Annotated in this window: 22 protein-coding genes; 9 read left to right on the top strand and 13 right to left on the bottom strand. The window is 64.8% G+C overall.

Annotation, left to right across the window (positions count from 1 at the left end; translation table 11 throughout):
- Positions 1-23: 23 nt before the first annotated feature.
- Genes XH83_RS24280 through fliL form a run of 3 tightly spaced genes read right to left on the bottom strand, consistent with a single transcriptional unit; the run spans position 24 to position 2,200 of the window.
- Positions 24-470 (bottom strand): DUF6468 domain-containing protein, encoded by a 447-nt coding sequence (locus XH83_RS24280; RefSeq protein ID WP_194403233.1) that lies wholly within the window; start codon positions 468-470, stop codon positions 24-26.
- Positions 467-1,669, bottom strand: a complete 1,203-nt coding sequence (gene fliM, locus XH83_RS24285; protein ID WP_018321852.1) for a flagellar motor switch protein FliM — start codon at positions 1,667-1,669, stop codon at positions 467-469. Before fliM ends, XH83_RS24280 begins: the two co-directional genes overlap by 4 nt.
- 30 nt (positions 1,670-1,699) lie before the next feature.
- Positions 1,700-2,200, bottom strand: coding sequence for a flagellar basal body-associated protein FliL (gene fliL, locus XH83_RS24290; protein WP_194403234.1), 501 nt, complete (start codon positions 2,198-2,200; stop codon positions 1,700-1,702).
- 378 nt (positions 2,201-2,578) lie between these two features.
- Between fliL and flgF the strand changes: the two genes are divergently transcribed.
- Genes flgF through flgH form a run of 4 tightly spaced genes read left to right on the top strand, consistent with a single transcriptional unit; the run spans position 2,579 to position 6,089 of the window.
- The gene (gene flgF / locus XH83_RS24295; RefSeq protein ID WP_194403235.1) at positions 2,579-3,340 is read left to right on the top strand and encodes a flagellar basal-body rod protein FlgF; all 762 of its coding nucleotides are present in this window, start codon (positions 2,579-2,581) and stop codon (positions 3,338-3,340) included.
- Between the two features lie 16 nt (positions 3,341-3,356).
- Entirely contained in the window at positions 3,357-4,145 is a 789-nt protein-coding gene (gene flgG / locus XH83_RS24300; protein ID WP_194403236.1) for a flagellar basal-body rod protein FlgG, read from the top strand.
- 36 nt (positions 4,146-4,181) lie between these two features.
- Entirely contained in the window at positions 4,182-5,315 is a 1,134-nt protein-coding gene (gene flgA, locus XH83_RS24305; protein ID WP_194403237.1) for a flagellar basal body P-ring formation chaperone FlgA, read from the top strand.
- A 9-nt stretch (positions 5,316-5,324) separates the two neighbouring features.
- The gene (flgH, locus tag XH83_RS24310; protein ID WP_194403238.1) at positions 5,325-6,089 is read left to right on the top strand and encodes a flagellar basal body L-ring protein FlgH; all 765 of its coding nucleotides are present in this window, start codon (positions 5,325-5,327) and stop codon (positions 6,087-6,089) included.
- Between the two features lie 190 nt (positions 6,090-6,279).
- On the opposite strand, the gene XH83_RS24315 is transcribed toward flgH, so the two are convergent.
- The 4 genes from XH83_RS24315 to XH83_RS24330 all read right to left on the bottom strand — a co-directional run bounded on the left by XH83_RS24315 (position 6,280) and on the right by XH83_RS24330 (position 9,792).
- Positions 6,280-7,059 carry a 2-keto-4-pentenoate hydratase gene (locus XH83_RS24315; protein WP_194403239.1) on the bottom strand — a complete coding sequence of 260 codons (780 nt, stop codon included), beginning with the start codon at positions 7,057-7,059 and terminating at the stop codon, positions 6,280-6,282.
- A gap of 442 nt (positions 7,060-7,501) precedes the next feature.
- Positions 7,502-8,302: a phytanoyl-CoA dioxygenase family protein gene (locus XH83_RS24320; RefSeq protein ID WP_194403240.1), complete on the bottom strand. Its 801-nt coding sequence runs from the start codon at positions 8,300-8,302 to the stop codon at positions 7,502-7,504.
- Between the two features lie 297 nt (positions 8,303-8,599).
- Positions 8,600-8,965 (bottom strand): RNA polymerase-binding protein DksA, encoded by a 366-nt coding sequence (dksA, locus tag XH83_RS24325; protein WP_008554760.1) that lies wholly within the window; start codon positions 8,963-8,965, stop codon positions 8,600-8,602.
- 215 nt (positions 8,966-9,180) lie between these two features.
- Positions 9,181-9,792 (bottom strand): NAD(P)-dependent oxidoreductase, encoded by a 612-nt coding sequence (locus XH83_RS24330; RefSeq protein WP_194403241.1) that lies wholly within the window; start codon positions 9,790-9,792, stop codon positions 9,181-9,183.
- A gap of 177 nt (positions 9,793-9,969) precedes the next feature.
- Between XH83_RS24330 and XH83_RS24335 the strand changes: the two genes are divergently transcribed.
- Positions 9,970-10,341, top strand: coding sequence for a helix-turn-helix domain-containing protein (locus tag XH83_RS24335; protein ID WP_128917938.1), 372 nt, complete (start codon positions 9,970-9,972; stop codon positions 10,339-10,341).
- Positions 10,342-10,354: 13 nt separating this feature from the next.
- Here XH83_RS24335 and XH83_RS24340 read toward each other — a convergent pair whose 3' ends face one another.
- The gene (locus XH83_RS24340; RefSeq protein ID WP_194403242.1) at positions 10,355-10,768 is read right to left on the bottom strand and encodes a flagellar assembly protein FliX; all 414 of its coding nucleotides are present in this window, start codon (positions 10,766-10,768) and stop codon (positions 10,355-10,357) included.
- 286 nt (positions 10,769-11,054) lie between these two features.
- On the opposite strand from XH83_RS24340, the gene XH83_RS24345 reads away from it, so the two are divergent.
- From XH83_RS24345 to XH83_RS24360, 4 genes are all read left to right on the top strand, one after another.
- Positions 11,055-12,179 carry a flagellar basal body P-ring protein FlgI gene (locus XH83_RS24345; RefSeq protein ID WP_194403243.1) on the top strand — a complete coding sequence of 375 codons (1,125 nt, stop codon included), beginning with the start codon at positions 11,055-11,057 and terminating at the stop codon, positions 12,177-12,179.
- Entirely contained in the window at positions 12,179-12,547 is a 369-nt protein-coding gene (gene flgJ / locus XH83_RS24350) for a flagellar assembly peptidoglycan hydrolase FlgJ (protein WP_194403244.1), read from the top strand. The genes XH83_RS24345 and flgJ overlap by 1 nt, the downstream gene beginning before the upstream one ends.
- Before the next feature lie 11 nt (positions 12,548-12,558).
- Positions 12,559-13,056, top strand: a complete 498-nt coding sequence (locus XH83_RS24355; protein ID WP_194403245.1) for a hypothetical protein — start codon at positions 12,559-12,561, stop codon at positions 13,054-13,056.
- A gap of 159 nt (positions 13,057-13,215) precedes the next feature.
- Positions 13,216-13,575 (top strand): hypothetical protein, encoded by a 360-nt coding sequence (locus tag XH83_RS24360; RefSeq protein WP_194403246.1) that lies wholly within the window; start codon positions 13,216-13,218, stop codon positions 13,573-13,575.
- A gap of 134 nt (positions 13,576-13,709) precedes the next feature.
- Here XH83_RS24360 and flaF read toward each other — a convergent pair whose 3' ends face one another.
- The 5 genes from flaF to XH83_RS24385 form a co-directional block, all read right to left on the bottom strand.
- Complete coding sequence (gene flaF, locus XH83_RS24365; RefSeq protein WP_008554779.1) at positions 13,710-14,078, bottom strand: flagellar biosynthesis regulator FlaF; 369 nt, start codon at positions 14,076-14,078, stop codon at positions 13,710-13,712.
- Positions 14,079-14,371: 293 nt separating this feature from the next.
- Positions 14,372-16,666, bottom strand: coding sequence for a DUF1522 domain-containing protein (locus tag XH83_RS24370; protein ID WP_194403247.1), 2,295 nt, complete (start codon positions 16,664-16,666; stop codon positions 14,372-14,374).
- 217 nt (positions 16,667-16,883) lie between these two features.
- Positions 16,884-19,157, bottom strand: a complete 2,274-nt coding sequence (locus XH83_RS24375; RefSeq protein ID WP_194403248.1) for a DUF1522 domain-containing protein — start codon at positions 19,155-19,157, stop codon at positions 16,884-16,886.
- 332 nt (positions 19,158-19,489) lie between these two features.
- A complete protein-coding gene (locus XH83_RS24380; RefSeq protein WP_194403249.1) occupies positions 19,490-21,763 on the bottom strand; it encodes a DUF1522 domain-containing protein in 2,274 nt (757 codons plus the stop codon).
- A gap of 359 nt (positions 21,764-22,122) precedes the next feature.
- Complete coding sequence (locus XH83_RS24385; RefSeq protein WP_194403250.1) at positions 22,123-24,396, bottom strand: DUF1522 domain-containing protein; 2,274 nt, start codon at positions 24,394-24,396, stop codon at positions 22,123-22,125.
- Between the last annotated feature and the right edge of the window lie 11 nt (positions 24,397-24,407).

The following is a 24,407-nucleotide window of genomic DNA, read 5'->3' on the forward strand; positions in this document are numbered from 1 at the left end:
CCTGGCTTCATGCGGCAAGGATTTCATGCGGCAAGCCCGTTGGATCGCCGGCGCTCGGAGAAGGCTTCGGCGGCCGCCGCCACCGCCTTCGCCGTCGATGGCTTGGCTGCGGGCGCGACGACCGTTTCGGGGCCGGCGACGGGGCGCGCGGCGATCGCGATCTTGGACAGCCGCCGCACCACGTTGTCGGCTTCGCCGAGCTGCTTGTGGAGCTGGTCCGACATCTGCGTCGCCGCGGCGAGCTGGCTGCCGAGGTTCTCGTTGACGTCGCGCACGGCGAGCTTCAGCCCGCCGATCGCGCGCTCGGCGATCTCTGTCGCCGTGATCAACTCGCCGATCACCGCCTTCAGCGAATGCTCGTCCGCCTTCAGCCGCGTCAGCCGCTTGTTGAGCATGACGCAATAGACGATCGTCAGCATCAGCAGGATAGCCACCAGCGTCTCGATCGCCATTCCCAGGGAGTGGTTCATGGGGCCTCCATCATCTTGTTCTGCTCGTCCACCTTCTCGAACATCGCAAGTGTCGTACTTGGCTTGCGCAAGGGTTTCGTCACGCGGATCGCGACGCGGTCGCCGACCCGGCCCATCCGCCCCTCGGTCAGCGTGACGTCGCCGCAGCGCACGGTGACGTTGGCATCCGCACGCATGTCCAGCGGCAGCGTGTCGCCGACCTTGAGCCGCATCAGCTGCTTGAGCGGGATGTCGGCCTCGTAGAGCACGGCATCGACGGCGATCTCGGCCTGCACGATCTCGGTGGCGAAATGGCCTTCCCAGACCGGGTCGCGGCCGAATTTTTCGCCCATGAACATCTGGAGCAGGACGCCCCGGATCGGCTCGATGGTCGCGTAAGGCAGCAGCAGTTCGATGTTGCCGCCGCGGTCTTCCATGTCGATGCGCAGGCGCACCAGGATCGCGGCATTGGCGGGACGGCTGATCGCGGCGAAACGCGGGTTGGTCTCGAGCCGGTCGATCGTGAAGGTCACCGGCGACAGCGGCCGGAACGCCTGCTCGGCGTCGGCCAGCACCACCTCGACCAGCCGCTTGACCAGCTCGGTCTCGATCGTGGTGTAGGGCCGGCCCTCGATGCGGAGCTGGCTGGTGCCGCGGCGGCCGCCGAGCAGCACGTCGATCATCGAATAGATCAGGTTGGAATCGACCGTCGCCATGCCGAAGTTTTCCCACTCCTCGGCCTTGAAGACGGTGAGGACGGCGGGCAGCGGGATCGAATTCATGTAGTCGCCGAAGCGCACCGAGGTGATGCGGTCGAGCGAGACTTCGACGTTGTCGGAGGTGAAATTGCGCAAGGACGTCGTCATCAACCGCACCAGGCGGTCGAAGACGATTTCGAGCATCGGCAGACGCTCGTAGGAGACCATCGCCGAATCGATGATGGCGCGAATGCCGGAATGGTCGTCGAGCGTGACGTCGCCGACGGTGAAGCCGAGGAGATTGTCGATCTCCTCCTGCGACAGCACCCGCTCGCCGGAGTTCTTGCCGCTGCCGAGGTCGCGGCTGCCGTCCTCGACCATGGCCGCCCATTGCAGGGCCATGGTCTCCGACAATTCATTTTCGGCGGCAGCCTTTGCGGCCTCCGCGGGATCCTCGGAATCGAGCGACGCCTCCCATTGGGCGGCAATCGCATCCTGGTCCATTTGCTCGTTGCCGGCCATGACGCTAGCCCATTGCCTCCCGCAGCGCCATCACTGGACCACGACTTCCTTGAACAGCACCGCGCTGACCTGAATCGGGGCGACCGCCGCGTTGACGCGCTTGGTCAGCTCCTCCTTGAGGCGGAAGATGCCGGCGGAACCGTTGAGGTCGGAGGGGCGCAGCTCGCGCACATAGGTCTGGAAGATGTCGGTGACGCGCGGCATCGTCGGCTTGATCGCCTCGATTTGCTTCTCTTCCTTCAGCTCCAGCACGATCTTCAGCCGCAGATATTGCACGCGCTCGCCCGGCGCACCGGCGAGGTTGACCATCATGTCGGGGACGTCGACGAAGGCCGGCGGCTTCGGCGGCGGCGCGGCCTCGGCATGATGCTCGTCGTCGCCGTGGCGGAAGAAGAAGAACCAGGTCGCAGCACCGCCGCCGAGGATTGCGAGCAGGCCGACGGCCATGATGATGAGCTTCAGCTTGTTCTTGGGCGGAGCGGCTTCCGCGCCTTCGGCGGCTGCGCCGCCTTCTGCTTCATTCTCTGCCATGGTCGCCGCGCCCGGATCTCTGAAAGGGGTCGAAAGAGCGAAGCCTCAAGACAGTGACGCGATACAAATGCCCCGGCGCAATGCGCTCCTCTTCATGGCAAACGCTACGGTAATAATGGTTAACGGAATCTTTCAATTGGGCTTCCGCTAGGAAAAATCTGCCGGGCAGACATGGCTAACAGAACCTTTCTGCCGCCCTCCCGGACCCCTCGAAAATCGCCAAACAATTGAAATAACACAATTTTCCGAGTTGGCACGGCTTTCGCTGAGAGAGGGCCGAGACCCCAAGGTTTGGGAGAACCTGAAGGTCTCGTTCACGGGGGCGGCCAAGGCGCTTGGGAGAGCGAAATGGCAGGCCTCACTCAGGGGAGATTTCCGATGCAGAACGCGCTTCTGATCGGCCTGTCACGGCAGATGACGTTGGAACGGCAGATGGATGTCATCGCCAACAACGTCGCCAATGCCAACACCAACGGCTTCAAGGCCGATCATTCGCAGTTCGAGGAGTTTCTCAACTCGAACGCACGCGAGGACAATTTCATCGGCGCCGACCGCCGGGTCTCCTATGTGCAGGACCGCGGCACCTTCCGCGACGTCGGCCCGGGGCCGATGGAGATGACCAAGAACCCGCTCGACATGGCGATCAGCGGCGACGCCTATTTCGCCGTGCAGGTCAATGGCGGCGAGCGCTACACCCGCGACGGCAAGTTCTCGCTCAACTCGACCGGCCAGCTCGTGACCTCCGACGGCAACCTCGTGCTCGGCACCGGTGGCCCGATCACCTTCCAGCCGACCGACCACGACATCAACATCGCCCCCGACGGCACCATCACGGTGCTCGAGGGCACGGCGAAGACCGACTCGATCCGCGGCAAGATCAAGATGGTGTCGTTCGACAATCCGGCCAAGCTGACCAAGCTCGGCGCCAATCTCTATGACACCGGCTCCGCGACCGTGCAGCCCGCCACCAAGTCCACCGTGGAGCAGGGTTACATCGAGAAGTCGAACGTGAATTCGGTCGGCGAGATGACCCGCATGGTCGAAGTCATGCGCAGCTACACCGCCATCGCCAATCTGCTGCAGCAGCAGAGCGACCTCCACAAATCGGCGATCGAAAAGCTCGCCGACGTTCCGGCCTGATTGAGGGAGAACTGAGATGCAGGCACTTCACACCGCAGCGACCGGAATGGCGGCACAGGAACTCAACGTTCAGGTGATCTCCAACAACATCGCCAACCTGCGCACCACCGGCTTCAAGAAGCAGACCGCGGCATTCCAGGATCTGATCTACGAGCACGTGCGCCGCGTCGGCGCGCAGGCCTCGGACCAGGGCACCATCCTGCCCGTCGGCGTCGACATCGGCGGCGGCGTCAAGACCGTCGGCACGCCGCGCAGCATGACGCAGGGCACGCTGTCGCAGACCGGCAACGATCTCGACCTTGCGATCTCGGGCGAAGGCTTTTTCAAGATCCTGATGCCCGACGGCAGCTACCAGTACACCCGCGACGGCACCTTCCAGATGGACAATCAGGGCCGCGTCGTCACTGCGCAGGGCAACCCGGTGCAGCCGACGATCACGATCCCGCAAAACGCCTCGGGCCTCACGGTCAACGTGCAGGGCCAGGTTTCGGTGACGCTGCCGGGCTCGTCGACCTCCACCATCCAGGGCCAGCTCGGCCTGACCCGCTTCATCAACAAGGCGGGCCTGCAGCCGGTCGGCAACAATCAGTTCGTCGAGACGCCCTCCTCCGGCCCGCCCCAGGACGGCACGGCGAGCGCGGAAGGCTACGGGAACATCACGCAAGGCAGCCTCGAGCAGGCCAATGTCGACGTCGTGTCGGAGATGAGCGACCTGATCGCCGCCCAGCGCGCCTACGAGATGAACGCCAAGGTGATCAGCGCCGCCGACCAGATGATGCAATCGACCACGGCGCTGTTCCGCTGAGGCCAAGTCTGAAGCAATGACACTGAAGCAATGACGATGATCCGCGCCACACTCGCCACGATCTCCACCCTGCTCGCGCTGGCCTTGCCGGCAGCCGCCGCGGACGATTTCATCGCCTCGCCGACACTGCGCGCAAGCGTCACCGTGACCTCGGACGTGGTGCGGGTCGGCGATCTCATCGACAATGCCGGATCGGCCGCGCTGATCCCGGTCTACCGCTCGCCCGATCTCGGCACCACCGGCGCGCTGCCGGTCGCGCACGTCCTGAGCGTGCTCCGTGCCAAGCAGGTGATCGGCGTGATGACCGGCGACATCAAGGAGGTCCAGGTCACCCGCCTCGCCCGCACGCTCGCGAGCAAGGATATCGAGAACGCGGTCGCTTCGGCACTCGAGCGCCGCTTCGGCCTCGGGGACGCCGCCAACATCACCGTCACGTTCGACCGCGGCGGTGCCGAAATGCGGCTGGATGCCTCCAACAGCGGCGCGCTGCAGCCGGTCGCGACCCGCTACGACGCGCGCAGCGGCCGCTTCGACATCGCCTTCGAGATCGCCAACGACAACAATCCGAGCCCGACCAAGCTGCGCTTCTCGGGCACCGCGATCGAAACGGTGGAAGTGGCCGTGCTGACGCGCGACATCGACCGTACCGACACGCTGAAGGCCTCCGACGTCGCGCTGGAGCGCCGGCCGAAGGCCGAGGTCACCGGCGAGCCGGCCTCGCGCGATCGCAGCGTCGGCATGCAGCTGCGCCGGGCGATGCGGGCGGGCACGCCGCTTCGTGCCGCCGACGTCGTCAAGCCCGATTTCGTTGTGCGCGACCAGGCCGTGACCGTCATCTTCCAGGCGCCGGGCCTCTACCTCACCACACGCGGCAAGGCGATCGAGAGCGGCGCCGAGGGCGACACCGTCAGCGTCCTCAATCTGCAATCCAAGCGCACCCTGACCGGGGTCGTCACCGGCCGTGGCCAGGTGACGATCCAGGGCGCGAGCCAGTCCGCGCCGATGGCGCCCGCGGTCGAGCAGACCTCCTCGCTCAAGCGCGATGAAGCGCCGGCCCCCGTCGACACCGCAGCACTCCTGCGGAACCTGGTGCAGGCCCCCGCCTCGCCCGCCCAGATCGCAGAAGCCCAGATCCCGCAAGCTCGCGTCTCGCAAGCTCAAGCAAAGTAAGAGTTCGTCATGTCCTCGTTCAGTTCGGCTTACCGTCTTCGTCGCATCGCGATCTGTGCCCTGCTGCTGACCTCCTGCGCGCTGGGCGGCTGCTCCTCGATCGACCGCCTGTCGCAGATCGGCGAGCAGCCGAAGCTGTCGGCGATTGACAATCCGACGACGCAGCCCGGCTACAAGCCGGTGCAGATGCCGATGCCGAAGCCGGAAGTCGCCTCCTACAATCCGAACTCGCTGTGGCGCAACGGCAGCCGCGCCTTCTTCAAGGACCAGCGCGCCCGCCAGGTCGGCGACCTCCTGACCGTGACGGTCAACATCACGGACAAGGCCAACATCGCCAACGAGACCCAGCGCAGCCGCACCAATTCGGAAGATTCCGGCATCACCGACTTCATCGGCGCCAAGACGCTCGGCGCGCAGGCGCAAAAAGTGCTGCCCGGTCGCATCCTCACGGCGGACTCCTCCGCCTCCAGCGACGGCAAGGGCTCGGTCAACCGTACGGAAGCCTTGCAGACCAACGTCGCCGCGGTCGTCACCCAAGTGCTGCCGAACGGCAATCTCGTGGTCGAGGGCAAGCAGGAGATCCGCGTCAACTACGAGATCCGCGAGCTCGTGGTCGCCGGCATCGTCCGCCCCGAGGACATCCAGAGCGACAACACCATCGATTCCACCAAGATCGCGCAGGCCCGCATCGCCTATGGCGGCCGCGGCCAGATCATGGACGTGCAGCAGCCGCGCTACGGCCAGCAAGTCATGGACGTGCTGCTGCCCTTCTAAATTCTCCCGAGCTCCCACATCGTGTTCGCGAACCTAGGCGCGAACGACGATGTACAACGCGGCCCTCGCTAGCTCCCCTGGCGAGGGCCGCATGTATTTTGAGCAGTGGTCATCGCGCGGTCGCAGGTCCGGCCCGTATATCGACGCGGCTGCGCCGACTCCGCAATGACGCCGAAGCGACTTCTGCCCCTCAGGTAAACTCCGCCTCCACCACGCCGAGCCCGTCCAGCTCCATCCGCACCTTGTCGCCGGCCTTCAGCCACAGCGTCTTGACCAGGCTGCCGGTGAGCACGAGCTGCCCCGCGTGCAGTCCCTTGCCCTCGGCGGCGAGATGGTTGGCGAGCCAGGCGAGCGCGTTGTGGGGATGGCCGAGCACGTCGGCGCCGGTGCCCTGGCTGACCTCCTCGCCGTTGACGATGGCGCGGCCCTTGACCGCCTTCAGGTCCGGCACGGACGAGCGCGGAACCGACGGGCCCAGCACGCAGCCGGCGGCGAAGAAATCGTCGGCGATCAGGGTCGGGGCGCCCATGGTCTCCCACTTCACATAGCGGTCGTCGACGATCTCGATGGCGGGCTGATAGCTTTCAACGGCCTCGCCGACCCATTCGGCCGTGAACGGCGCCTCGCCGGCGGCAAGGTCGCGCTTCAGCCGGACCGCGATCTCGCATTCAACGCCGACCCGGACATAGTTCGAGGCGGCGAGCTTGGCCCCGCTGTCATGCACGCCCTTCTGGAACACGCCGCCGCCACAGGGGTGGGGGATGCCGATATAGTCCTGCATCACCTGGCTGGTGCAGCCGATCTTGTAGCCGACCAGCGGCCCGGCATGCGCCAGCAGCAGATCATGCAGCGCACGCTGGACCTGATAGCCTTCGGCTTCATCCCTCGGCGGACGTTCCAGCGCCGCAAGCGGCGCATGGTTGCGGCGCGCCAGCGCGATTGCCTTCGCGGCTGCGAGAATCTTGTCCATCGGCGCCGCCTCCCACGCTACGCAATTGTGGGCGACACTTCAGCATTCCAACCCGGGCCTGACAAGCGCCGCTCGGCGCTCGGCCGGGTCGATTACGGGGGGAGCCCGCCGCTTAAGAAAAAATTGAGTTGGTCCGGTCTTTATGGAGCCACGCGGCAGGTCTACGCGCCCGCGCGGTACGAGATCCCTGATTGCAGCGATGCGTGAAGCCGCTGCGCCGCCGTCTCAAGATGCCGGTCGATCTCCTTGATGCGACTCGCAAAACGGCCCGCACCTGAAGTGAAAGCTTTTTCTCATGCGAACTCACGTGAGCACGGAGGATTTGACTCTAGCCCATTGATCGCGATTCATTTTTCGCGATCAAACCAACCGTCGTCACACGATAGGGGCGTTGTGGCACAGGGAACGCGCCACAACGCTGAGAGCAACGAGATCCCGTCCCTCAATTGCGTCCGAGTGCGATGCGGATGGCGACCTCGACCGGCGAGTAGTCGCCCTCGCTTCGCTCCAGCCGGTATGGCTCGGCGAGATGCAGCGGCGGCTGCGCCAGGAAGCGCGGTCGCGTTCCCTGATGCTTCTGCGCGGCATGAACCAGGAAGGGATGGCAGAGATAGACCGTGCCGGCCGCACCGGTCGCAAGGGCAACCGGACAATCGGCCCCCATCTCCTCCAGCATCATGTGCGCTCGCCCCGCATCGCCGGCCGGTGCCAAATAGCGCGCCATCGGCAGATGCGAGCCGACCCGGATCCGCGTCGGCGCATCGTCGTCACCGATGTCGGAGAACAGGAACAGCAGCAGCAACGCCCGCCCGCGCGAGGTGACATTGACGCGCCAGGCCATGTGATCCTGCGCTTCGTTTGGGTTGTCATCCTCGCCGGGAAAGCTGAGATCGACGTGCCAGCCGGCGTCGCCCGGATCGTCCGGATGCGGGAAGCGCACCGGAAAGGTGCCAATGTCGCGCCGCGGCCGCCATCGCCCCTGCCCGACGATCTGGTCGAAGGCCGTATGGAGCAATGCGGTGTTGATGGCATCGCGGAACGGCGGGTCGCCATAATAGGGCAGCCGCACCACGGGCCGGGTCCAACTCGCGGGGTCGTGCTCGCTGCACGGCAGATCGCGCCACATGATGGCGCGGGCCGCCTCGGCGAGCTCACGGGGGAAAGCATTGTCGATCCGGACAAAGCCGTCGCGGATGAATTGGGCAATTTGCGCGTCGTCCAACGCGCGGGGAACGGCGGTCATGATGATCTCTCGATGCCTCGCCCAGCCCTCATGGTCCGCTCGCTGCGGAACCGGCTGGGTCGATCGGTGGGGAATCCGCAAGCCGGGCTCGCGGGACGCAATGCCTCCGCGGCGGAGGCGCCTGCGCTCAACCCAGGAAGAAGACCGATGCGATGTTGAGAGTGCAAATCATCATGGCGGCGCGAATCTACGCGCCGGAGAGGCGGCATTCAAGCGGCAGGCAAACGCCGAGCGCGGCGCGAAACAGCGCACCTTACGCCACAAAAACAAAAGAGCCGCATCGCTGCGGCTCCGTCTCTATTCGTCGCGATAGACCTTCTCGCGTTTCTCGTGGCGCTCCTGCGCTTCCACCGAGAGCGTCGCGATGGGCCGGGCCTCGAGCCGCTTCAACGAGATCGGCTCGCCGGTGTCCTCGCAATAGCCGTAGGTGTTGTCCTCGATGCGCTGGAGCGCGGCGTCGATCTTGGCGATCAACTTGCGCTGGCGGTCGCGGGCGCGGAGTTCGATGGCGCGGTCGGTTTCGGACGATGCCCGATCGGCGAGATCGGGGTGGTTCACGTTCTCCTCCTGCAGAGCCTGCAGGGTGAGCTTGGACTCTTTGAGGATCTCATCCTTCCAGGCAAGGAGCTTCAAACGGAAGTACTCCTTCTGCCGGTCGTTCATGAAAGGCTCTTTTTCGGTCGGTCGGTAGTTTTTCAACTTTTCCAAGGGCGGCCTATCTGTCTAAGCAACGACTCGCAACGGAAACGGGGTCCGTTGAGCGGGGCGTTATATAGCGGCCTCCTGTGACAGACAATCTTTCCCTGAAGGTCCGGCCGGCACCCCCAAGCCCTTGCACAGGAAGGTTTATCCTGGAGGGCCCGGGGGCGCCGGAAGGCCTAGTATCCGACCGTGAAACGCTGCCGCAGATGGGCCGGCCGCTCGATCTCGTCGGCGAGCGCAATGGCGTAGTCGGCGAACGTGATCCAGCTCTTGCCGTTCGCATCTGCGAGAAGCTGATCGGTCCCGAGCCGGAACTTGCCCGTGCGTTCCCCCTCGACGAACAGCGCGGACGGCGAAATGAAGGTCCAGTTCAGCTCCTTGTCCTGCCGCAACAGGTCGAGGAAGGCCGAGCCTGCCTCGGCTTCCGCCTTGTACTGGGCCGGAAAATTGGGAGTCGTGACCAGCTTCACGCCCGGCGCGACCTCGAGACTGCCGGCACCGCCGACCACGAGATAACGGCCAACCTTGGCGTCCTTCGCGGCACCGATCAGCTTGCGCGCGTCGCTGGCCAGGAAGTGCACGGAACTCACAGCGACGTCGTGGCCGGCCCACAGCTTGGCAAGGCCGGCCTGGTCGAGCACGTCTCCCTTGGTCGGCGTGACGTTCGGCAGCGCCGCGATGTTCTCCGGGTTCCGGGCGATGGCGGTGACCGCGTGGCCGCGGCGGGACAGTTCCTTGGTGATCTCCGACCCGGCCCGGCCCGAGGCTCCGGCAACTGCGATTTTCATGGAAGGCTCCTTCGATTCTGTGGTAACCAATAGCGACTAGATATCAAAAAGAATGCTGGTGTTAAGAGAGCACTTTGTGCTTACCTGATTACGCGGGGGTAACCCGGGCGCTTCACCCAGCGCCCTCCCGACCGACGCCCGGACCGCAAGCGACCGAACGAACTCCGAGGACCGACGATGAAACCCGACGTCTACGCAGCAAACTGCCCCACCCGCCAGATCCTCGACCGCGTCGGCGACAAATGGGCGGTGCTGATCCTCCTGCTGCTGCGCGAGGAGCCGATGCGCTTCAATCAGCTGCGCCGCACGATCGAAGGCATTTCGCAGAAGATGCTGAGCCAGGTTCTCAAATCGCTCGAACGCGACGGCCTACTCAAGCGCCACGCCATCGCGACCGTACCCGTGACGGTGGAGTATTCGATCACGCAGCTCGGGCTGACGCTCGCCGGCGCCGTTGATCCGCTGCGCGATTGGGCCGAGCAGAATCTGAAAGACGTTCTCGCCGCCCAGCGCCGCTACGATGCGCAGCAGAAGGAGGAAGCGGCATAGGCGCGGCGGGAGGTTACGCCTGCCCGGCCTTCGCCAGTTCGACCTCGACGCGCAGCTCGATCTCGGCAAGCACCGCATCGAGACCCGCATCGCCCGAGGACGATTTCAGATTCGCCGCGGCATCCCGCAGCCGCATTACGGTCGAGGCGTCGAGATTGCCGGACAACAAGCCCATCTTGAGATCGTCGAGCACGTCGAGCGCGGTCCTGCCGCGCGTGACCGAGCGCTTGCGACGCTCGACCGGATCCTCCTCGACACCTTGCAAGGCAAGCAGCCCGTCGATGTTGGCGGCAGCCTTCGGTGCGGCGGCGCTCCGCGTCTCCTGCGCCGACGAGGCGTCGGGCAGCACGAAGGTGCCGGAGCCGGTCCGCCTGGCCTGGCTGGCCGGCGTTCCAAGCGTGGTGCCATTCGGTCCGTAGATGCGCATCGGAAGGAATCCGGGTGATCGATGCCTCACCTTCGCCGTCTTATGGTTAACGGCGCGTAAACGGCCCGGCAAAATCTGCCGACAGGCGGCATTTTCGCTCCTCAGGGCGAACGCCGGGCTGACACCGGTCGAGACAGATTTATTCAACCTATTCAGCCACCTAGCCTCGCCGGCCTGGGTTGGCACAGCCCTCGCAAGGACAGCGTCGGACCAGCTCGTCATGGGAGTGTCGTGCAGGTCTTTCCGATTTGAGGCGCCCCTTTTAGGGACCTTTGGGGAGCAGGGGATGTCAGGCGTTCGTTGGGTGAGGATTGTTGGGGTGGCCTGCGCTGCGCTATCGGCGCTTGCGCTCTCGGTCGCGCCGGCGGCTGCGACCTCGCGCATCAAGGACCTCGCCAACATCGAGGGCGTGCGGCAGAACCAGCTCATCGGCTACGGCCTCGTCGTCGGCCTCAACGGCACCGGCGACACGCTCAACAACATCCCCTTCACCAAGCAGTCGCTGCAGGCGATGCTCGAGCGCATGGGCGTCAACATCCGCGGCGCCACCATCCGCACCGGCAACGTCGCCGCCGTGATGGTCACGGGCAATCTGCCGGCGTTCGCCACCCAGGGCACGCGCATGGACGTCACCGTCTCCGCGCTCGGCGATGCCAAGAACCTCCAGGGCGGCACCCTGCTCGTCACCCCCCTGTTAGGCGCCGACGGCAATGTCTACGCGGTGGCGCAGGGCTCGCTCGCGATCTCCGGCTTCCAGGCCGAGGGCGAGGCGGCCAAGATCGTGCGCGGCGTTCCGACCGTGGGACGCATCGCGAACGGCGCCATCATCGAGCGCGAGATCGAATTCGCGCTCAATCGCCTGCCGAACGTGCGCCTGGCGCTGCGCAACGCCGACTTCACCACCGCCAAGCGTATCGCGGCCGCCATCAACGACTATCTCGGCGTGAAGTCCGCCGAACCGATCGATCCCTCGACGGTGCAGCTCTCGATCCCGCCGGAGTTCAAGGGCAACGTCGTCGCGTTCCTCACCGAGATCGAGCAGCTGCAGGTCGATCCCGATCTGGCCGCCAAGATCATCATCGACGAACGCAGCGGCATCATCGTGATGGGCCGCGACGTCCGCGTCGCCACCGTCGCGGTGGCGCAGGGCAACCTCACCGTCACCATCTCCGAGAGCCCCCAGGTCAGCCAGCCCAACCCGCTGTCGCGCGGCCGAACCGTGGTCGCGCCACGCAGCAGCGTCACGGTCACCGAGGACGGCAAGAAGCTGGCCGTGGTCAAGGACGGCGTCTCGCTCCAGCAGCTCGTCGACGGCCTCAACGGCCTCGGCATCGGCCCGCGCGACATGATCAGCATCCTCCAGGCGATCAAGGCAGCCGGCGCCATCGAAGCCGACATCGAGGTGATGTGATGCAGACCAGCACGATCAACACCCCGCGTGTCGCCAACTCCTCGGCCTTCTCGGTCGAGAGCCGCAACGGCCGGCCCGATTTCGATCTCGCTAGCGCTCTGCAAAAGGTCTCGCCGAAGCAGCAGGCCAAGGCGCAGAAGACGGCCACCGATTTCGAGGCGATGTTCCTCAACAGCATGTTCTCGCAGATGACGTCGGGCCTGAAGGGCGAAGGCCCGTTCGGCGATACGCCCGGCACCGGCGTGTGGCGCTCGATGCTGACCGAGCAATATTCCAAGACCTTCGCCAATGCCGGCGGCGTCGGCATCGCCAGCGAAGTCTACCGCACCCTCATCATGCAGCAGACGAAAACGATCCGCACGGCATAAGGTCAATCGAGATGAACCATTTCAACGCCTCACGTCAGCCGATGCAGGCCCAGCGTCCGAACACCGCGCCCGGCAGCGCCGAGGCGCGCAAGCTCGCCGAAGACCTGATGGATGCGATGAGCGCCCTGCTCGGACTGATCGAGCGCGAGACCGAGCTGGTTCGCGCCGGCAAGGTTCGCGAGGCGATGATGCTCGAGAGCAAGAAGCAGGAGCTCTCGCGAAACTATGTCGGTGCCGTCAGCCAGCTGAAGGCCAATCAGCCTCAACTCGCGAAGTCCGCGCCGGAGCTGCTCTCGACGCTGCACCGCCACCACGATGCATTCCGCGCGATGCTCCAGGTCAATCTCACCGTGCTCGCGACCGCGCACGCGGTTTCCGAAAGCGTCGTGCGCGGCGTCAATGCCGAGATCCAGAAGCGCAACGTGCCGAATACCTATACGGCCGCAGGTCGTCGCGCAGCTCCAGGCCCGCGCCACATCACCCCGCTCGCGGTCAGCCGCTCGCTCTGAGCGCACGCGAAAACAACCGACAATTTTACGAAAAACCGCGCGGCGATTTCGTCGCGCGGTTAGGCACGTTTCCTTACCGGGTCTTCAGTCCTGGTGTTCCATGGTTGCGTTATGAGAGGGGTTGGGATTTGACTCACGTGAGGCAACCAGGAGGCTGCCATGAGTACAGATTTCAGCATCAGGCCGGTGGGGATCCCGGCCCCCGTGCAGATCGTAACGACGTCCAGCGTGGCGGCGAACGAGGCTGTGCAAACTGATCTTCCGGTGAGCCAGACGGTCGCCGCGGCGGATACGAGCGCGCCCGTGCGCAATGATCTGCCGAACCACGAGAACATCTCGCGCCAAGTCGTGTTCGACCAGGCGGCCGCATCCTTCGTCTTCCAGGTCGTCAACGACAGGACCGACGCGGTGGTCAATCAGTTCCCCGACGAAGCGATGCTGCGCCGGCGAGCCTATTTCCACGCAGAGGATCTGAAGTCCCAGCCCTCGCGTCCGCTCAGCACGGATGTCAGCGCCTGACGATCACGCGTCGCGATCGCGGGATCGGTGACGATGTTCTGCCCTGCGTCTGACCGGCACCGGTCAGCGTCAAATTGTCATTGCTGAAAGACGACAAGTCCAATGCTCGTGACGTCGACCATCACGAGTTCCCGTCACGGCCGTCCGGACAGGCCCGCGGCGATGTTGCGGTTGATCTCGATCAGCGGACGGAAGTGATCGAACTGCGGGCTCATCTGGAGCGCGGCGGTCTGGCTCAGCACGAACACGCTGATGTTGGCGATCTTCTGCCGGACGTCGATCGGCTGCGGGTTGTTGTCGCGCATCGCCTCGCTCAGAAAGATGGTCCAGAGCTTGCGGTTGAACATCAGGGCCTGCATGGTCTGCTCGCTGAGCGGATCGGCATTGTTCACCGCATCCTGGAGCTTGTTCGCGGCCTTCAGCAGAGTCTGCGCCTCGATGTCGCGAGGAGATGCGGTGGTCGTTGCAACACGCGCATAAGCCGAGGCAGCGGAATTCGACATCAATCACACCCTGGAGGTTACCTAGCGCGTTGTAAGCGCTTAAGGATTTCTTTCCCAACCCTAGGCAGCACCGCTTAAGATTTGCTTACGTGTGTGCTTGGAAGCACTCCGGATAATTACGGGTCGCGGAGCTCTTCGTCAGCGCAACGCTAGATCCACGCACGCACGATGTAAACGCGCTTCGCGCGAGGCGTGCTGATCTCAGCTAATCCTGTCTTAGCGATCTCCCTCAAAAGAACGGCGGGGCGTTAGCCCCGCCGCGAAATCTCGAAGAGCGAGCCTGGCGCTCGAAATTAGCGGAGCAGCTGCAGCACGCTCTGCTGCGACTGGTTGGCCAGCGACAGCGCGGAGACCGCGATCGACTGGCGGGTCGACAGCGCCTGGCTGTTGGCCGCTTCCTCGTTGGTGTCGGCGAGCGTCAGGTTGGACGAGCCGGTCTGCAGCACGTTGATCAGGTTCTTGGAGAAGTCCTGACGCACCTGCACGATCGAGAGATTCGAACCGAGCGAAGAGCCCTCCGAGCGCAGCCTGCTCGAGGCGGCATTCAGGCTGGCCAGCACCTTGTTGGTGGCGCCGTTGTCGATGAAGTCCGTACCGGGAACGAGATTGCTGAGACCGAGACCCGCCGCGTTGAACACGACGCCGTTGATGCCGAGCGTGGAGCTGCCGGTCTCGTTGAAGACCAGCTTCAGCGTATCGCCGTTGAGCAGGTTGATGCCGTTGAAGGACGAGTCCTGCGACGTCGTGTCGATCTGCGCCAGGATGTTGTTGAACTGGCTGACCAGGCTCGAACGCGCCGTCTGCGCGACGGGATCCTGGATCGGTGGCTGCGCGGTGGTAAAAGCGAGCACGCCGGTGAGCGTACCACCGACCGCGCCGCCGGCAGCAGTCGAACCGAGGGTCGAGGACGCGTACTCGTTGACGGTGGTGACCGTCAGCACGCCGTTGGCATCGATCGTCGCCGTCAGGTGGTTCGCCTGCAATTGCACGTTCAGCTGATCGAGCGTCTTGACGGTGCCGTTGGTGCCGTCGCCGAAGGTGACGTTGACCGGCGTACCGCCGTTGAAGGACGAGAAGGTCAGCGTCTTGCCGCTGACGCCGCCGACGCCCGAGGTGCGCGCCGCGGTGAAGGCGGTCGCCGTTCCCGTGTTGCCGCTGAGGCCGAAGGCGCTCAGGGCATTGCCGGTGCCGGTGATCGACAGGTCGGAATTGATGCCGGTGGAGAGCGCAAGCTGACCGCTGCTGTTGACCGACGAGGGGATCTGGCCCGCGGTGGTCGACAGCGTCGCCGCGCCGTTGAAGATGCCGGCCGTCTTGACGCCGGTGGCAAGGTCGATCGAGTTGAGCAGGTCGGTCAACGTCGCGCTCTGGAGATAGACGGTCGAGTTGCCGTTGCCGTCGGTGACGACGTTGCCGCTGACGCCATAGCCGGTGGCCACGCTCGCCGCCGATTGCGGCGTCTGCGCGTTCTTGAAGGTGATGGTGTGGCCGTCGATGTTCAGCGTCGAGCCGTCCTGGACGAGAGTGCCGAGCGAGCCGGCGGTCGTCGACCGGTTCGCAGTGACGCTCGCATTGCCCGCGCCGGTGGCCGCAGTCAGACCGAGCTTGTTGAGAAAGTCGGCCTTGCCGGTCAGGCTGAGATCGGCGCCGGTCGAGCTCTTCAGCGTGATCTGGCCGCCGCCCGAGATGGATGACGCCGTCTGGAGCGTGCCGACGGGTCCGGCCGCGCCGCTGATGGCGATGGTCGCCGCGCTCGCGCTGATGGTTGCAGTCTTGACGCCGCTGGCGAGGTCGATCGCGGTGAGGACGTCGTTGATGGTCGCACCGGGCGCAGTCGGCGTTCCCTCGTAGACGATCGAATTGCCGTTGCCGTCCGTGGCGATGTGGCCGCTGGCGTCGAGGCCCCAGCCGGTCGGCTGCGTGCTCGGGGCAATACCGGTGCGGAAGGTGATGGATTTGCCGTTCACGGTGATCGTATCGCCGTCGGCGGGCGCGGCGCCGAAGGTGGTGGACGCGGTTGTGCCGACGAGCGTGGCGGTGCCGCTGAGTACCGTGGTGCCGTCAGCCGCGGTCGCAGCGAACCCGACCACCGTGCCGGCGCTCGAGCCCAGCGAGGCGCCGAGTGCGGCGGTTCCCGTAACCGGGGTCACGCCGCCGGCGGCGCCGGTATAAAGCACGTTGCTCTTGGCGGTAGCGCTCGCATAGGAGGTCGTACCGCGCAGGTCGGCAGGCGTCGCGCCGGGAATCGTGGTCGAGACGTTCGACTTGGTGGAGTAGCCGACCGTGGTCTGCAGCGCCTGGTTGGCGATCGATTTCGCGCTGTCGATCAGCTTCTGCAGCGAGGTGATGCCGGTGTTGGCGGCCTGCAGCACCTGGACACCGTTATTGATGCCGTCGAGCAGGTTGCTGATGTCGCTCGCCCGGTTGTCCAACCCCTGCGCCGTGAAGAAGTTGGTGGGATTGTCGAGCGCGGTGTTGACCTTCTTGCCGGTCGACAGCCGCTCCTGCGTCGTGGCCAGCAAGTCGGCCGTCGACTGCAGCGACAACAGGTTCTGGCGAACGGACGCCGAGAGAACGATGTTGGACATTGGCGAGTCTTCCTCTTGAACCGGATACGAATCGGCCGCGCGGTCTGCAAAGCGGGCTTTTGTCCAGTTTTAGGAGGTGTCCTTTAAAGTATGGTTAACGCCGGTTTAAGGGACAGGGTTAATGGCGAGTGAACGCCCCTGCCCGCCCAGGACGCAAAAAGAACGGCGGGGCAAATGGCCCCGCCGCTCGATTTTATCCAGTTATTTCAGTCGCTTATTACCTGAGTAACTGAAGCACGCTCTGCTGCGAGGTATTGGCCAGCGACAGCGCGGAGACCGCGATCGACTGCCGGGTCGACAGCGCCTGGCTGTTGGCGGCCTCCACATTGGTGTCGGCCAGGGTCAGGTTGGACGAGCCGGTCTGCAGCACGTTGATCAGGTTCTTGTTGAAGTCCTGACGGATCTGAACGACCGAGAGGTTCGAGCCGAGGCTCGAGGCTTCCGAGCGCAGCGTGCTCGACGCGGCGTTCAAATTGGTCAGCACGCGGTTGGCGGCGGCGTTGTCGATGAAGTCGACGCCGACGGTCAGCGCGGCAAGACCGAGACCCTTGGAGTTGTAGGTCACGCCGGTGATGTTCAGGCTCGACTTGCCGGTCTCGTCGAACACCAGCTTGAGCTGGTCGCCGTTCAAGAGGTTGACACCGTTGAACGAGGAGTCCTGCGAGGTCGTGTCGATCTGGTTCAGGATGTTGTTGTACTGAGACACCAGATTGGCACGCGCCGTCTGGGCAACACCGTCCTGGACGGGGTTGGAAGCCGTCGAGAAGGTCAGCGCCGAAGTGAGCGTGCCGCCGATCGCACCGCCAGCCGCGGTCGAGCCGAGCGTCGAGGACGCGTAGTCGTTGGACGCGGTGATGGTCAGCAAGCCGTTGGCGTCGATCGTTGCCGACAGGTTGTTGGCCTGCAGCTTGGTGTTGAGCTGATCGAGCGTCTTGACCGTGCCGTTGGTGCCGTCGCCGAAGGTGACGTTGACCGCCGTGCCGCCGTTGAAGGAGGTGAAGGTCAAGGTCTTGCCGGCGATGCCGCCGATGCCGGAGGTGCGGGCGGCCGAGAACGCCGTCGCGCTGCCGGTGTTGCCGGCGAGACCAAGCACGGAGAGCGCATTGCCCGTGCCGGTGATCGACAGGTCGGCGTTGATGCCGGTCGACAATTTGAGCTGTCCAGACGTGTTGATGGTCGATGCAGCCTGCCCGACCGCTGTTGCGAGCGTGCCGCCACCGCTGCCATTGAGCGTGAAGGTCTGCACGCCGGTGGCGAAGTCGATCGCTTTCAGCACGTCGGCGATGGTGCCGGTTTGCAGATAAACCGTCGAGTTGCCGTTGCCGTCGGTGAGAACGTTGCCGCTGACGCCGAAGCCGCTCGGGACTGCCGGAGCGTTGGTCGATCCCGGAACCGGCGCGTTCTTGAAGGTGATGACGTGGCCGTCGACATTCAGCGACGTACCATCCTGCAGCAGCGAGCTCAGGGAGCCCGAGCTGGTCGTTCGGGTCGCAGTCAACGTGATATTGCCGCCGCCCGTCGCACCGGTCAGACCGAGCTCCTTCAAGAAGTCGGCATTGCCAGTCACGGACAGGTCGGCCCCCACCGAGCTCTTGAGCGTCACGACGCCCGCAGCGGCGGTCGAGGGCGATGCGGCGGAAGCAGCACCGATGGTCGCTGCACCAGCGGAGATCGTCACGGTCTTGACGCCACTGGCGAGGTCGATCGCGGCCAGGACGTCGCCCACGGTCGCCAGCGTCGCCGTGGTCGCGGTGTCGCCGAGATAGATCGTGCTGTTGCCACTGCCGTCGGTGACGAGATGACCGCTGACGCCCGAACCGGTCGGAACGGCGCTCGTAGCCGGCGCAGTGCCGGTGCGGAAGGTGATGGTCTTGCCGTTCACCGTCAGCGTATCGCCATCGCTCGGAGCGGTGGTCAGCTTGCCGGCGGCGGTGGTGCCGAGCAGCGTGGTGGCCGACGAGATGCCTGTCGTGCCGTCGGCCGCAAGACCCCCGGTGCCCGCAAACGAGCCCTGGGTTGCGCCGAGGGTGGTGGACGCACTTGCCGCGGTGGTGCCGCCGGCCGTGCCGTTATACAGCACGTTGCTGCTGGCTGTCGCACTGGCGAAGGACGTCGTGCCGCGCAGGTCGGCCGCCGTCGCACCGGCGATCGTGGTCGAGACGTTGGACTTGGTGGAGTAACCGACGGTGGTCTGCAGCGCCTGGTTGGCGATCGACTTGGCGCTGTCGATCAACTTCTGCAGCGAGGTCAGGCCGGTGTTGGCGGCCTGCAGCACCTGCACGCCGTTGGCGATGCCGTCGAGCAGGTTGTTGATGTCGCTGGCGCGGTTGTCGAGCGACTGGGCGGTGAAATAGTTGGTGGGATTGTCCAGAGCCGAGTTGACGCTCTTGCCGGTCGACAGACGGTTCTGTGTGGTGGCGAGAAGATCGGCGGTGGACTGGAGAGAAAGCAGGTTCTGACGAACCGACGCAGAGAGAACGATACCGGACATGACTCTTTACCCTTCTGGCTTACGCGTCTTCGTTCGATCGCTTGTGGATCGAGTGACGGGCTCAGCGTGCCGCGACGTGGCTAACAAAGGGTGAAAGGAGTGCAGACTGCATAAGCGCCGGTTCACCATAAGCGAGCCGAAGGCGCCGAGACGAGCGACAACCCACCTGAAATCATTGGCGATTCCTGGCGCTTACGCTCCATTAACCATAACCGCTGGTTACTTTCTCGAGCGCTGCCTGCCCTCTCGAAAGCTTTTGAGCTAGGAGCAAAAAGAAAACGGCGGGGCCGAAGCCCCACCGCCGGATCTTGCTCTGCGATGTCGTCCGCGACTTAGCGGAGCAGTTGCAGCACGCTCTGCTGCGACTGGTTGGCCAGCGACAGCGCGGAGACCGCGATCGACTGGCGGGTCGACAGCGCCTGGCTGTTGGCCGCTTCGACGTTGGTGTCGGCCAGGGTCAGGTTGGACGAGCCGGTCTGCAGCACGTTGATCAGGTTCTTGTTGAAGTCCTGACGAACCTGCACGATCGTCAGGTTCGAACCCAGAGCCGATGCTTCCGAGCGCAGCGTGCTAGACGCGGTGTTCAAATTCGCCAACACCTTGTTGGTGGCAGCGTTGTCGATGAAGTCGACACCGCTGGTCAGCGCAGCGAGGCCCAGACCCTTGGAGTTGTAGGTTACGCCGGTGATGCTCAAGCTGGACTTGGCCGTCTCGTCGAACACCAGCTTGAGCTGGTCGCCGTTGAGGAGGTTAACGCCGTTGAAGGACGAGTCCTGCGCGGTCGAGTCAATCTGCTGAAGGATGTTGTTGTACTGGTTCACCAGGTTGGCACGCGAGGTCTGCGCCACCGTGTCCTGGACGGGGCTGGAAGCCGTCGAGAACGTCAGCGCCGTCGTCAGCGTGCCGCCGATCGCACCACCCGCGGTGCTCGAACCGATGGTCGAGGACGCGTAGTCGTTGGTGGTCGAGATCGTCAGCAGGCCGTTGGCATCGATCGTCGCCGACAGGTTGTTGGCCTGAAGCTTCGAGTTGAGCTGATCGAGCGTCTTGACCGTGCCGTTGGTGCCGTCGCCGAAGGTGACATCGACCGCCGTGCCGCCATTGAAGGAGGTGAAGGTCAAGGTCTTGCCGCTGATGCCGCCGATGCCGGAGGTACGGGCGGCAGTGAACGCAGTCGCCGTGCCCGTGTTGCCGGCAAGACCGAGCACGTTCAGCGCGTTGCCCGTGCCGGTGATCGACAGGTCGGCATTGACGCCGGTGGACAGCTTGAGCTGGCCGGAGGCATTGATCGACGAGGCGATCTGGCCCGAGGCGGCCCCAAGCGTCGCGGTGCCGTTGGCGGCAATGGTGGCGGTCTGCACGCCGGTGGCAAGGTCGATCGCGCTCAGCACGTCGGCAACCGTGCCGGACTGCAGATAGACCGTCGAGTTGCCGGCGCCGTCGGTGAGAACGTTGCCGCTGACACCGAAGCCGCTCGGAATCGCCGGGGCGTTGGTCGAGCCCGGAACCGGCGCGTTCTTGAACGAGATGACGTGGCCATTGACGTTCAGCGATGAACCGTCCGAGATCAGCGAGCTCAAGGAGCCCGAGCTGGTCGTGCGGGTCGCGGTCAACGTGATATTGCCGCCGCCCGTCGCACCGGTCAGACCGAGCTGCTTCAGGAAGTCGGCCTTGCCCGTCACGGACAGGTCGGCACCCGCCGAGCTCTTGAGCGTCACGACGCCCGCGGCAGCGGTCGAGGGCGATGCGCCGGAAGCAGCACCGATGGTCGCTGCACCAGCGGAGATCGTCGAGGTCTTGACGCCACTGGCGAGGTCGATCGCGGTCAGAATGTCGCCGACGGTCGCCAGCGTCGACGTGGTCGCGGTGTCACCGAGATAGATCGTGCTGTTGCCGCTGCCGTCGGTGACGAGATGACCGCTGACGCCCGAACCGGTCGGAACGGCGCTCGTAGCCGGCGCAGTGCCGGTGCGGAAGGTGATGGTCTTGCCGTTCACCGTCAGCGTATCGCCATCGCTCGGAGCGGTGGTCAGCTTGCCGGCGGCGGTGGTGCCGAGCAGCGTGGTGGCCGACGAGATGCCTGTCGTGCCGTCGGCCGCAAGACCCCCGGTGCCTGCAAACGAGCCCTGGGTTGCACCGAGCGTGGCAGACGAACCTGCCGCGGTGGCGCCGCCGGCCGTGCCGTTATAGAGCACGTTGCCGAGCGCCGTGGCGCTGGCGAAGCTCGTGGTGCCACGCAGGTCGGCCGCCGTCGCACCGGAGATGGTGGTGGAGACGTTCGACTTGGTGGAGTAGCCGACCGTGGTCTGCAGCGCCTGGTTGGCGATCGACTTCGCGGAGTCGATCAGCTTCTGCAGCGAGGTGATGCCGGTGTTGGCGGCCTGCAGCACCTGCACGCCGTTGGCGATGCCGTCGAGCAGGTTGTTGATGTCGCTGGCGCGGTTGTCGAGCGACTGTGCGGTGAAGAAGTTGGTGGGATTGTCCAGGGCCGAGTTGACGCTCTTGCCGGTCGACAGGCGGCTTTGGGTAGTGGCGAGGAGGTCAGCGGTGGACTGGAGGGAGAGCAAGTTCTGACGAACTGAGGAAGAGAGAACGATACCGGACATTGAGTGTTACCCTTCTGGTACGCAACGCAACAAAACTTCGATTAGGATTAATCGATGCTCGGGACGGTGAACGTGGAGGGCTAACAAAGCATGAAGCGTGTCGCGCCAGTCCCTGCGCGGATTCACCATACGGGCGATCGAAGCCTGATCACGCTTCTCCATATCGTCATGATAGGATGACGCTTTTTGGCGCGGCGACGAGCCATTTGCCACTTGTCAACCATAACTCAGAGTGAGCAATTGGCTGCATCCGATACATCATCCCACTTCATCGAGCGGCATCCCGATGCCGACGCAAAAAAAAAGCGGCGGGGCCGAAGCCCCGCCGCCGGATCTTGCTTTGCGATGTCTGCCGCGACTTAGCGGAGCAGTTGCAGCACGCTCTGCTGCGACTGGTTGGCCAGCGACAGCGCGGAGACCGCGATCGACTGGCGGGTCGACAGCGCCTGGCTGTTGGCTGCCTCGGTGTTGGTGTCGGCCAGCGTCAGGTTGGACGAACCGGTCTGCAGCACATTGATCAGGCTCTTGTTGAAATCCTGACGAACCTGCACCACCGAGAGGTTCGAACCGAGGCTCGAAGCTTCCGAGCGCAGCGTGCTCGACGCAGCGTTCAGGTTGGTCAGCACCTTGTTGGTGGCGGCGTTGTCGATGAAATCGACACCGCTGGTCAGCGCAGCAAGGCCGAGACCCTTGGAGTTGTAGGTCACGCCGGTGATGCTGAGGTTCGACTTGCCGGTTTCGTCGAACACCAACTTGAGCTGGTCGCCGTTCAACAGGTTGACGCCGTTGAACGAGGAGTCCTGAGCGGTCGTGTCGATCTGGTTCAGGATGTTGTTGTACTGAGACACCAGGTTGGCACGCGAGGTCTGCGCCACCGTGTCCTGGACGGGGCTGGAAGCCGTCGAGAACGTCAGCGCCGTCGTCAGCGTACCGCCGATCGCACCACCCGCGGCGCTCGAACCGATGGTCGAGGACGCGTAGTCGTTGGTGGTCGAGATCGTCAGCAGGCCGTTGGCATCGATCGTCGCCGACAGGTTGTTGGCCTGAAGCTTCGAGTTGAGCTGATCGAGCGTCTTGACCGTGCCGTTGGTGCCGTCGCCGAAGGTGACATCGACCGCCGTGCCGCCATTGAAGGAGGTGAAGGTCAAGGTCTTGCCGCTGATGCCGCCGATGCCGGAGGTACGGGCGGCAGTGAACGCAGTCGCCGTGCCCGTGTTGCCGGCAAGACCGAGCACGTTCAGCGCGTTGCCCGTGCCGGTGATCGACAGGTCGGCATTGACGCCGGTGGACAGCTTGAGCTGGCCGGAGGCATTGATCGACGAGGCGATCTGGCCCGAGGCGGCCCCAAGCGTCGCGGTGCCGTTGGCGGCAATGGTGGCGGTCTGCACGCCGGTGGCAAGGTCGATCGCGCTCAGCACGTCGGCAACCGTGCCGGACTGCAGATAGACCGTCGAGTTGCCGGCGCCGTCGGTGAGAACGTTGCCGCTGACACCGAAGCCGCTCGGAATCGCCGGGGCGTTGGTCGAGCCCGGAACCGGCGCGTTCTTGAACGAGATGACGTGGCCATTGACGTTCAGCGATGAACCGTCCGAGATCAGCGAGCTCAAGGAGCCCGAGCTGGTCGTGCGGGTCGCGGTCAACGTGATATTGCCGCCGCCCGTCGCACCGGTCAGACCGAGCTGCTTCAGGAAGTCGGCCTTGCCCGTCACGGACAGGTCGGCACCCGCCGAGCTCTTGAGCGTCACGACGCCCGCGGCAGCGGTCGAGGGCGATGCGCCGGAAGCAGCACCGATGGTCGCTGCACCAGCGGAGATCGTCGAGGTCTTGACGCCACTGGCGAGGTCGATCGCGGTCAGAATGTCGCCGACGGTCGCCAGCGTCGACGTGGTCGCGGTGTCACCGAGATAGATCGTGCTGTTGCCGCTGCCGTCGGTGACGAGATGACCGCTGACGCCCGAACCGGTCGGAACGGCGCTCGTAGCCGGCGCAGTGCCGGTGCGGAAGGTGATGGTCTTGCCGTTCACCGTCAGCGTATCGCCATCGCTCGGAGCGGTGGTCAGCTTGCCGGCGGCGGTGGTGCCGAGCAGCGTGGTGGCCGACGAGATGCCTGTCGTGCCGTCGGCCGCAAGACCCCCGGTGCCCGCAAACGAGCCCTGGGTTGCACCGAGCGTGGCAGACGAACCTGCCGCGGTGGCGCCGCCGGCCGTGCCGTTATAGAGCACGTTGCCGAGCGCCGTGGCGCTGGCGAAACTCGTGGTGCCACGCAGGTCGGCCGCCGTCGCACCGGAGATGGTGGCAGAGACGTTGGACTTGGTGGAGTAGCCGACGGTGGTCTGCAGCGCCTGGTTGGCGATCGACTTCGCGGAGTCGATCAGCTTCTGCAGCGAGGTGATGCCGGTGTTGGCGGCCTGCAGCACCTGCACGCCGTTGGCGATGCCATCGAGCAGGTTGTTGATGTCGCTGGCGCGGTTGTCGAGCGACTGTGCCGTGAAGAAGTTGGTGGGATTGTCGAGAGCCGAGTTGACGCTCTTGCCGGTCGACAGACGGTTCTGCGTGGTGGCGAGGAGGTCAGCGGTGGACTGGAGAGAGAGCAGGTTCTGACGAACCGATGCGGAGAGGACGATACCGGACATGACTCTGTTAC

The sequence above is a fragment of the Bradyrhizobium sp. CCBAU 53351 genome, from assembly GCF_015291745.1.
Taxonomy (GTDB): Bacteria; Pseudomonadota; Alphaproteobacteria; order Rhizobiales; family Xanthobacteraceae; genus Bradyrhizobium.

What these genes read in the sequence shown, in the direction of transcription:
- XH83_RS24370 (WP_194403247.1), bottom strand. Translation starts at nt 16,666, where the DNA reads ATGTCCAACATCGTTCTCTCGGCGTCCGTTCGCCAGAACCTGTTGTCG.
- XH83_RS24280 (WP_194403233.1), bottom strand. Translation starts at nt 470, where the DNA reads ATGAACCACTCCCTGGGAATGGCGATCGAGACGCTGGTGGCTATCCTG.
- XH83_RS24315 (WP_194403239.1), bottom strand. Translation starts at nt 7,059, where the DNA reads ATGGACAAGATTCTCGCAGCCGCGAAGGCAATCGCGCTGGCGCGCCGC.
- XH83_RS24380 (WP_194403249.1), bottom strand. Translation starts at nt 21,763, where the DNA reads ATGTCCGGTATCGTTCTCTCTTCCTCAGTTCGTCAGAACTTGCTCTCC.
- fliM (WP_018321852.1), bottom strand. Translation starts at nt 1,669, where the DNA reads ATGGCCGGCAACGAGCAAATGGACCAGGATGCGATTGCCGCCCAATGG.
- XH83_RS24340 (WP_194403242.1), bottom strand. Translation starts at nt 10,768, where the DNA reads ATGCGCATCTACGGACCGAATGGCACCACGCTTGGAACGCCGGCCAGC.
- flgJ (WP_194403244.1), top strand. Translation starts at nt 12,179, where the DNA reads ATGCAGACCAGCACGATCAACACCCCGCGTGTCGCCAACTCCTCGGCC.
- XH83_RS24360 (WP_194403246.1), top strand. Translation starts at nt 13,216, where the DNA reads ATGAGTACAGATTTCAGCATCAGGCCGGTGGGGATCCCGGCCCCCGTG.
- fliL (WP_194403234.1), bottom strand. Translation starts at nt 2,200, where the DNA reads ATGGCAGAGAATGAAGCAGAAGGCGGCGCAGCCGCCGAAGGCGCGGAA.
- XH83_RS24355 (WP_194403245.1), top strand. Translation starts at nt 12,559, where the DNA reads ATGAACCATTTCAACGCCTCACGTCAGCCGATGCAGGCCCAGCGTCCG.
- dksA (WP_008554760.1), bottom strand. Translation starts at nt 8,965, where the DNA reads ATGAACGACCGGCAGAAGGAGTACTTCCGTTTGAAGCTCCTTGCCTGG.
- XH83_RS24375 (WP_194403248.1), bottom strand. Translation starts at nt 19,157, where the DNA reads ATGTCCGGTATCGTTCTCTCTGCGTCGGTTCGTCAGAACCTGCTTTCT.
- XH83_RS24330 (WP_194403241.1), bottom strand. Translation starts at nt 9,792, where the DNA reads ATGAAAATCGCAGTTGCCGGAGCCTCGGGCCGGGCCGGGTCGGAGATC.
- XH83_RS24385 (WP_194403250.1), bottom strand. Translation starts at nt 24,396, where the DNA reads ATGTCCGGTATCGTCCTCTCCGCATCGGTTCGTCAGAACCTGCTCTCT.
- flgG (WP_194403236.1), top strand. Translation starts at nt 3,357, where the DNA reads ATGCAGGCACTTCACACCGCAGCGACCGGAATGGCGGCACAGGAACTC.
- flgF (WP_194403235.1), top strand. Translation starts at nt 2,579, where the DNA reads ATGCAGAACGCGCTTCTGATCGGCCTGTCACGGCAGATGACGTTGGAA.
- flaF (WP_008554779.1), bottom strand. Translation starts at nt 14,078, where the DNA reads ATGTCGAATTCCGCTGCCTCGGCTTATGCGCGTGTTGCAACGACCACC.
- XH83_RS24320 (WP_194403240.1), bottom strand. Translation starts at nt 8,302, where the DNA reads ATGACCGCCGTTCCCCGCGCGTTGGACGACGCGCAAATTGCCCAATTC.
- flgH (WP_194403238.1), top strand. Translation starts at nt 5,325, where the DNA reads ATGTCCTCGTTCAGTTCGGCTTACCGTCTTCGTCGCATCGCGATCTGT.
- XH83_RS24345 (WP_194403243.1), top strand. Translation starts at nt 11,055, where the DNA reads ATGTCAGGCGTTCGTTGGGTGAGGATTGTTGGGGTGGCCTGCGCTGCG.
- XH83_RS24335 (WP_128917938.1), top strand. Translation starts at nt 9,970, where the DNA reads ATGAAACCCGACGTCTACGCAGCAAACTGCCCCACCCGCCAGATCCTC.
- flgA (WP_194403237.1), top strand. Translation starts at nt 4,182, where the DNA reads ATGATCCGCGCCACACTCGCCACGATCTCCACCCTGCTCGCGCTGGCC.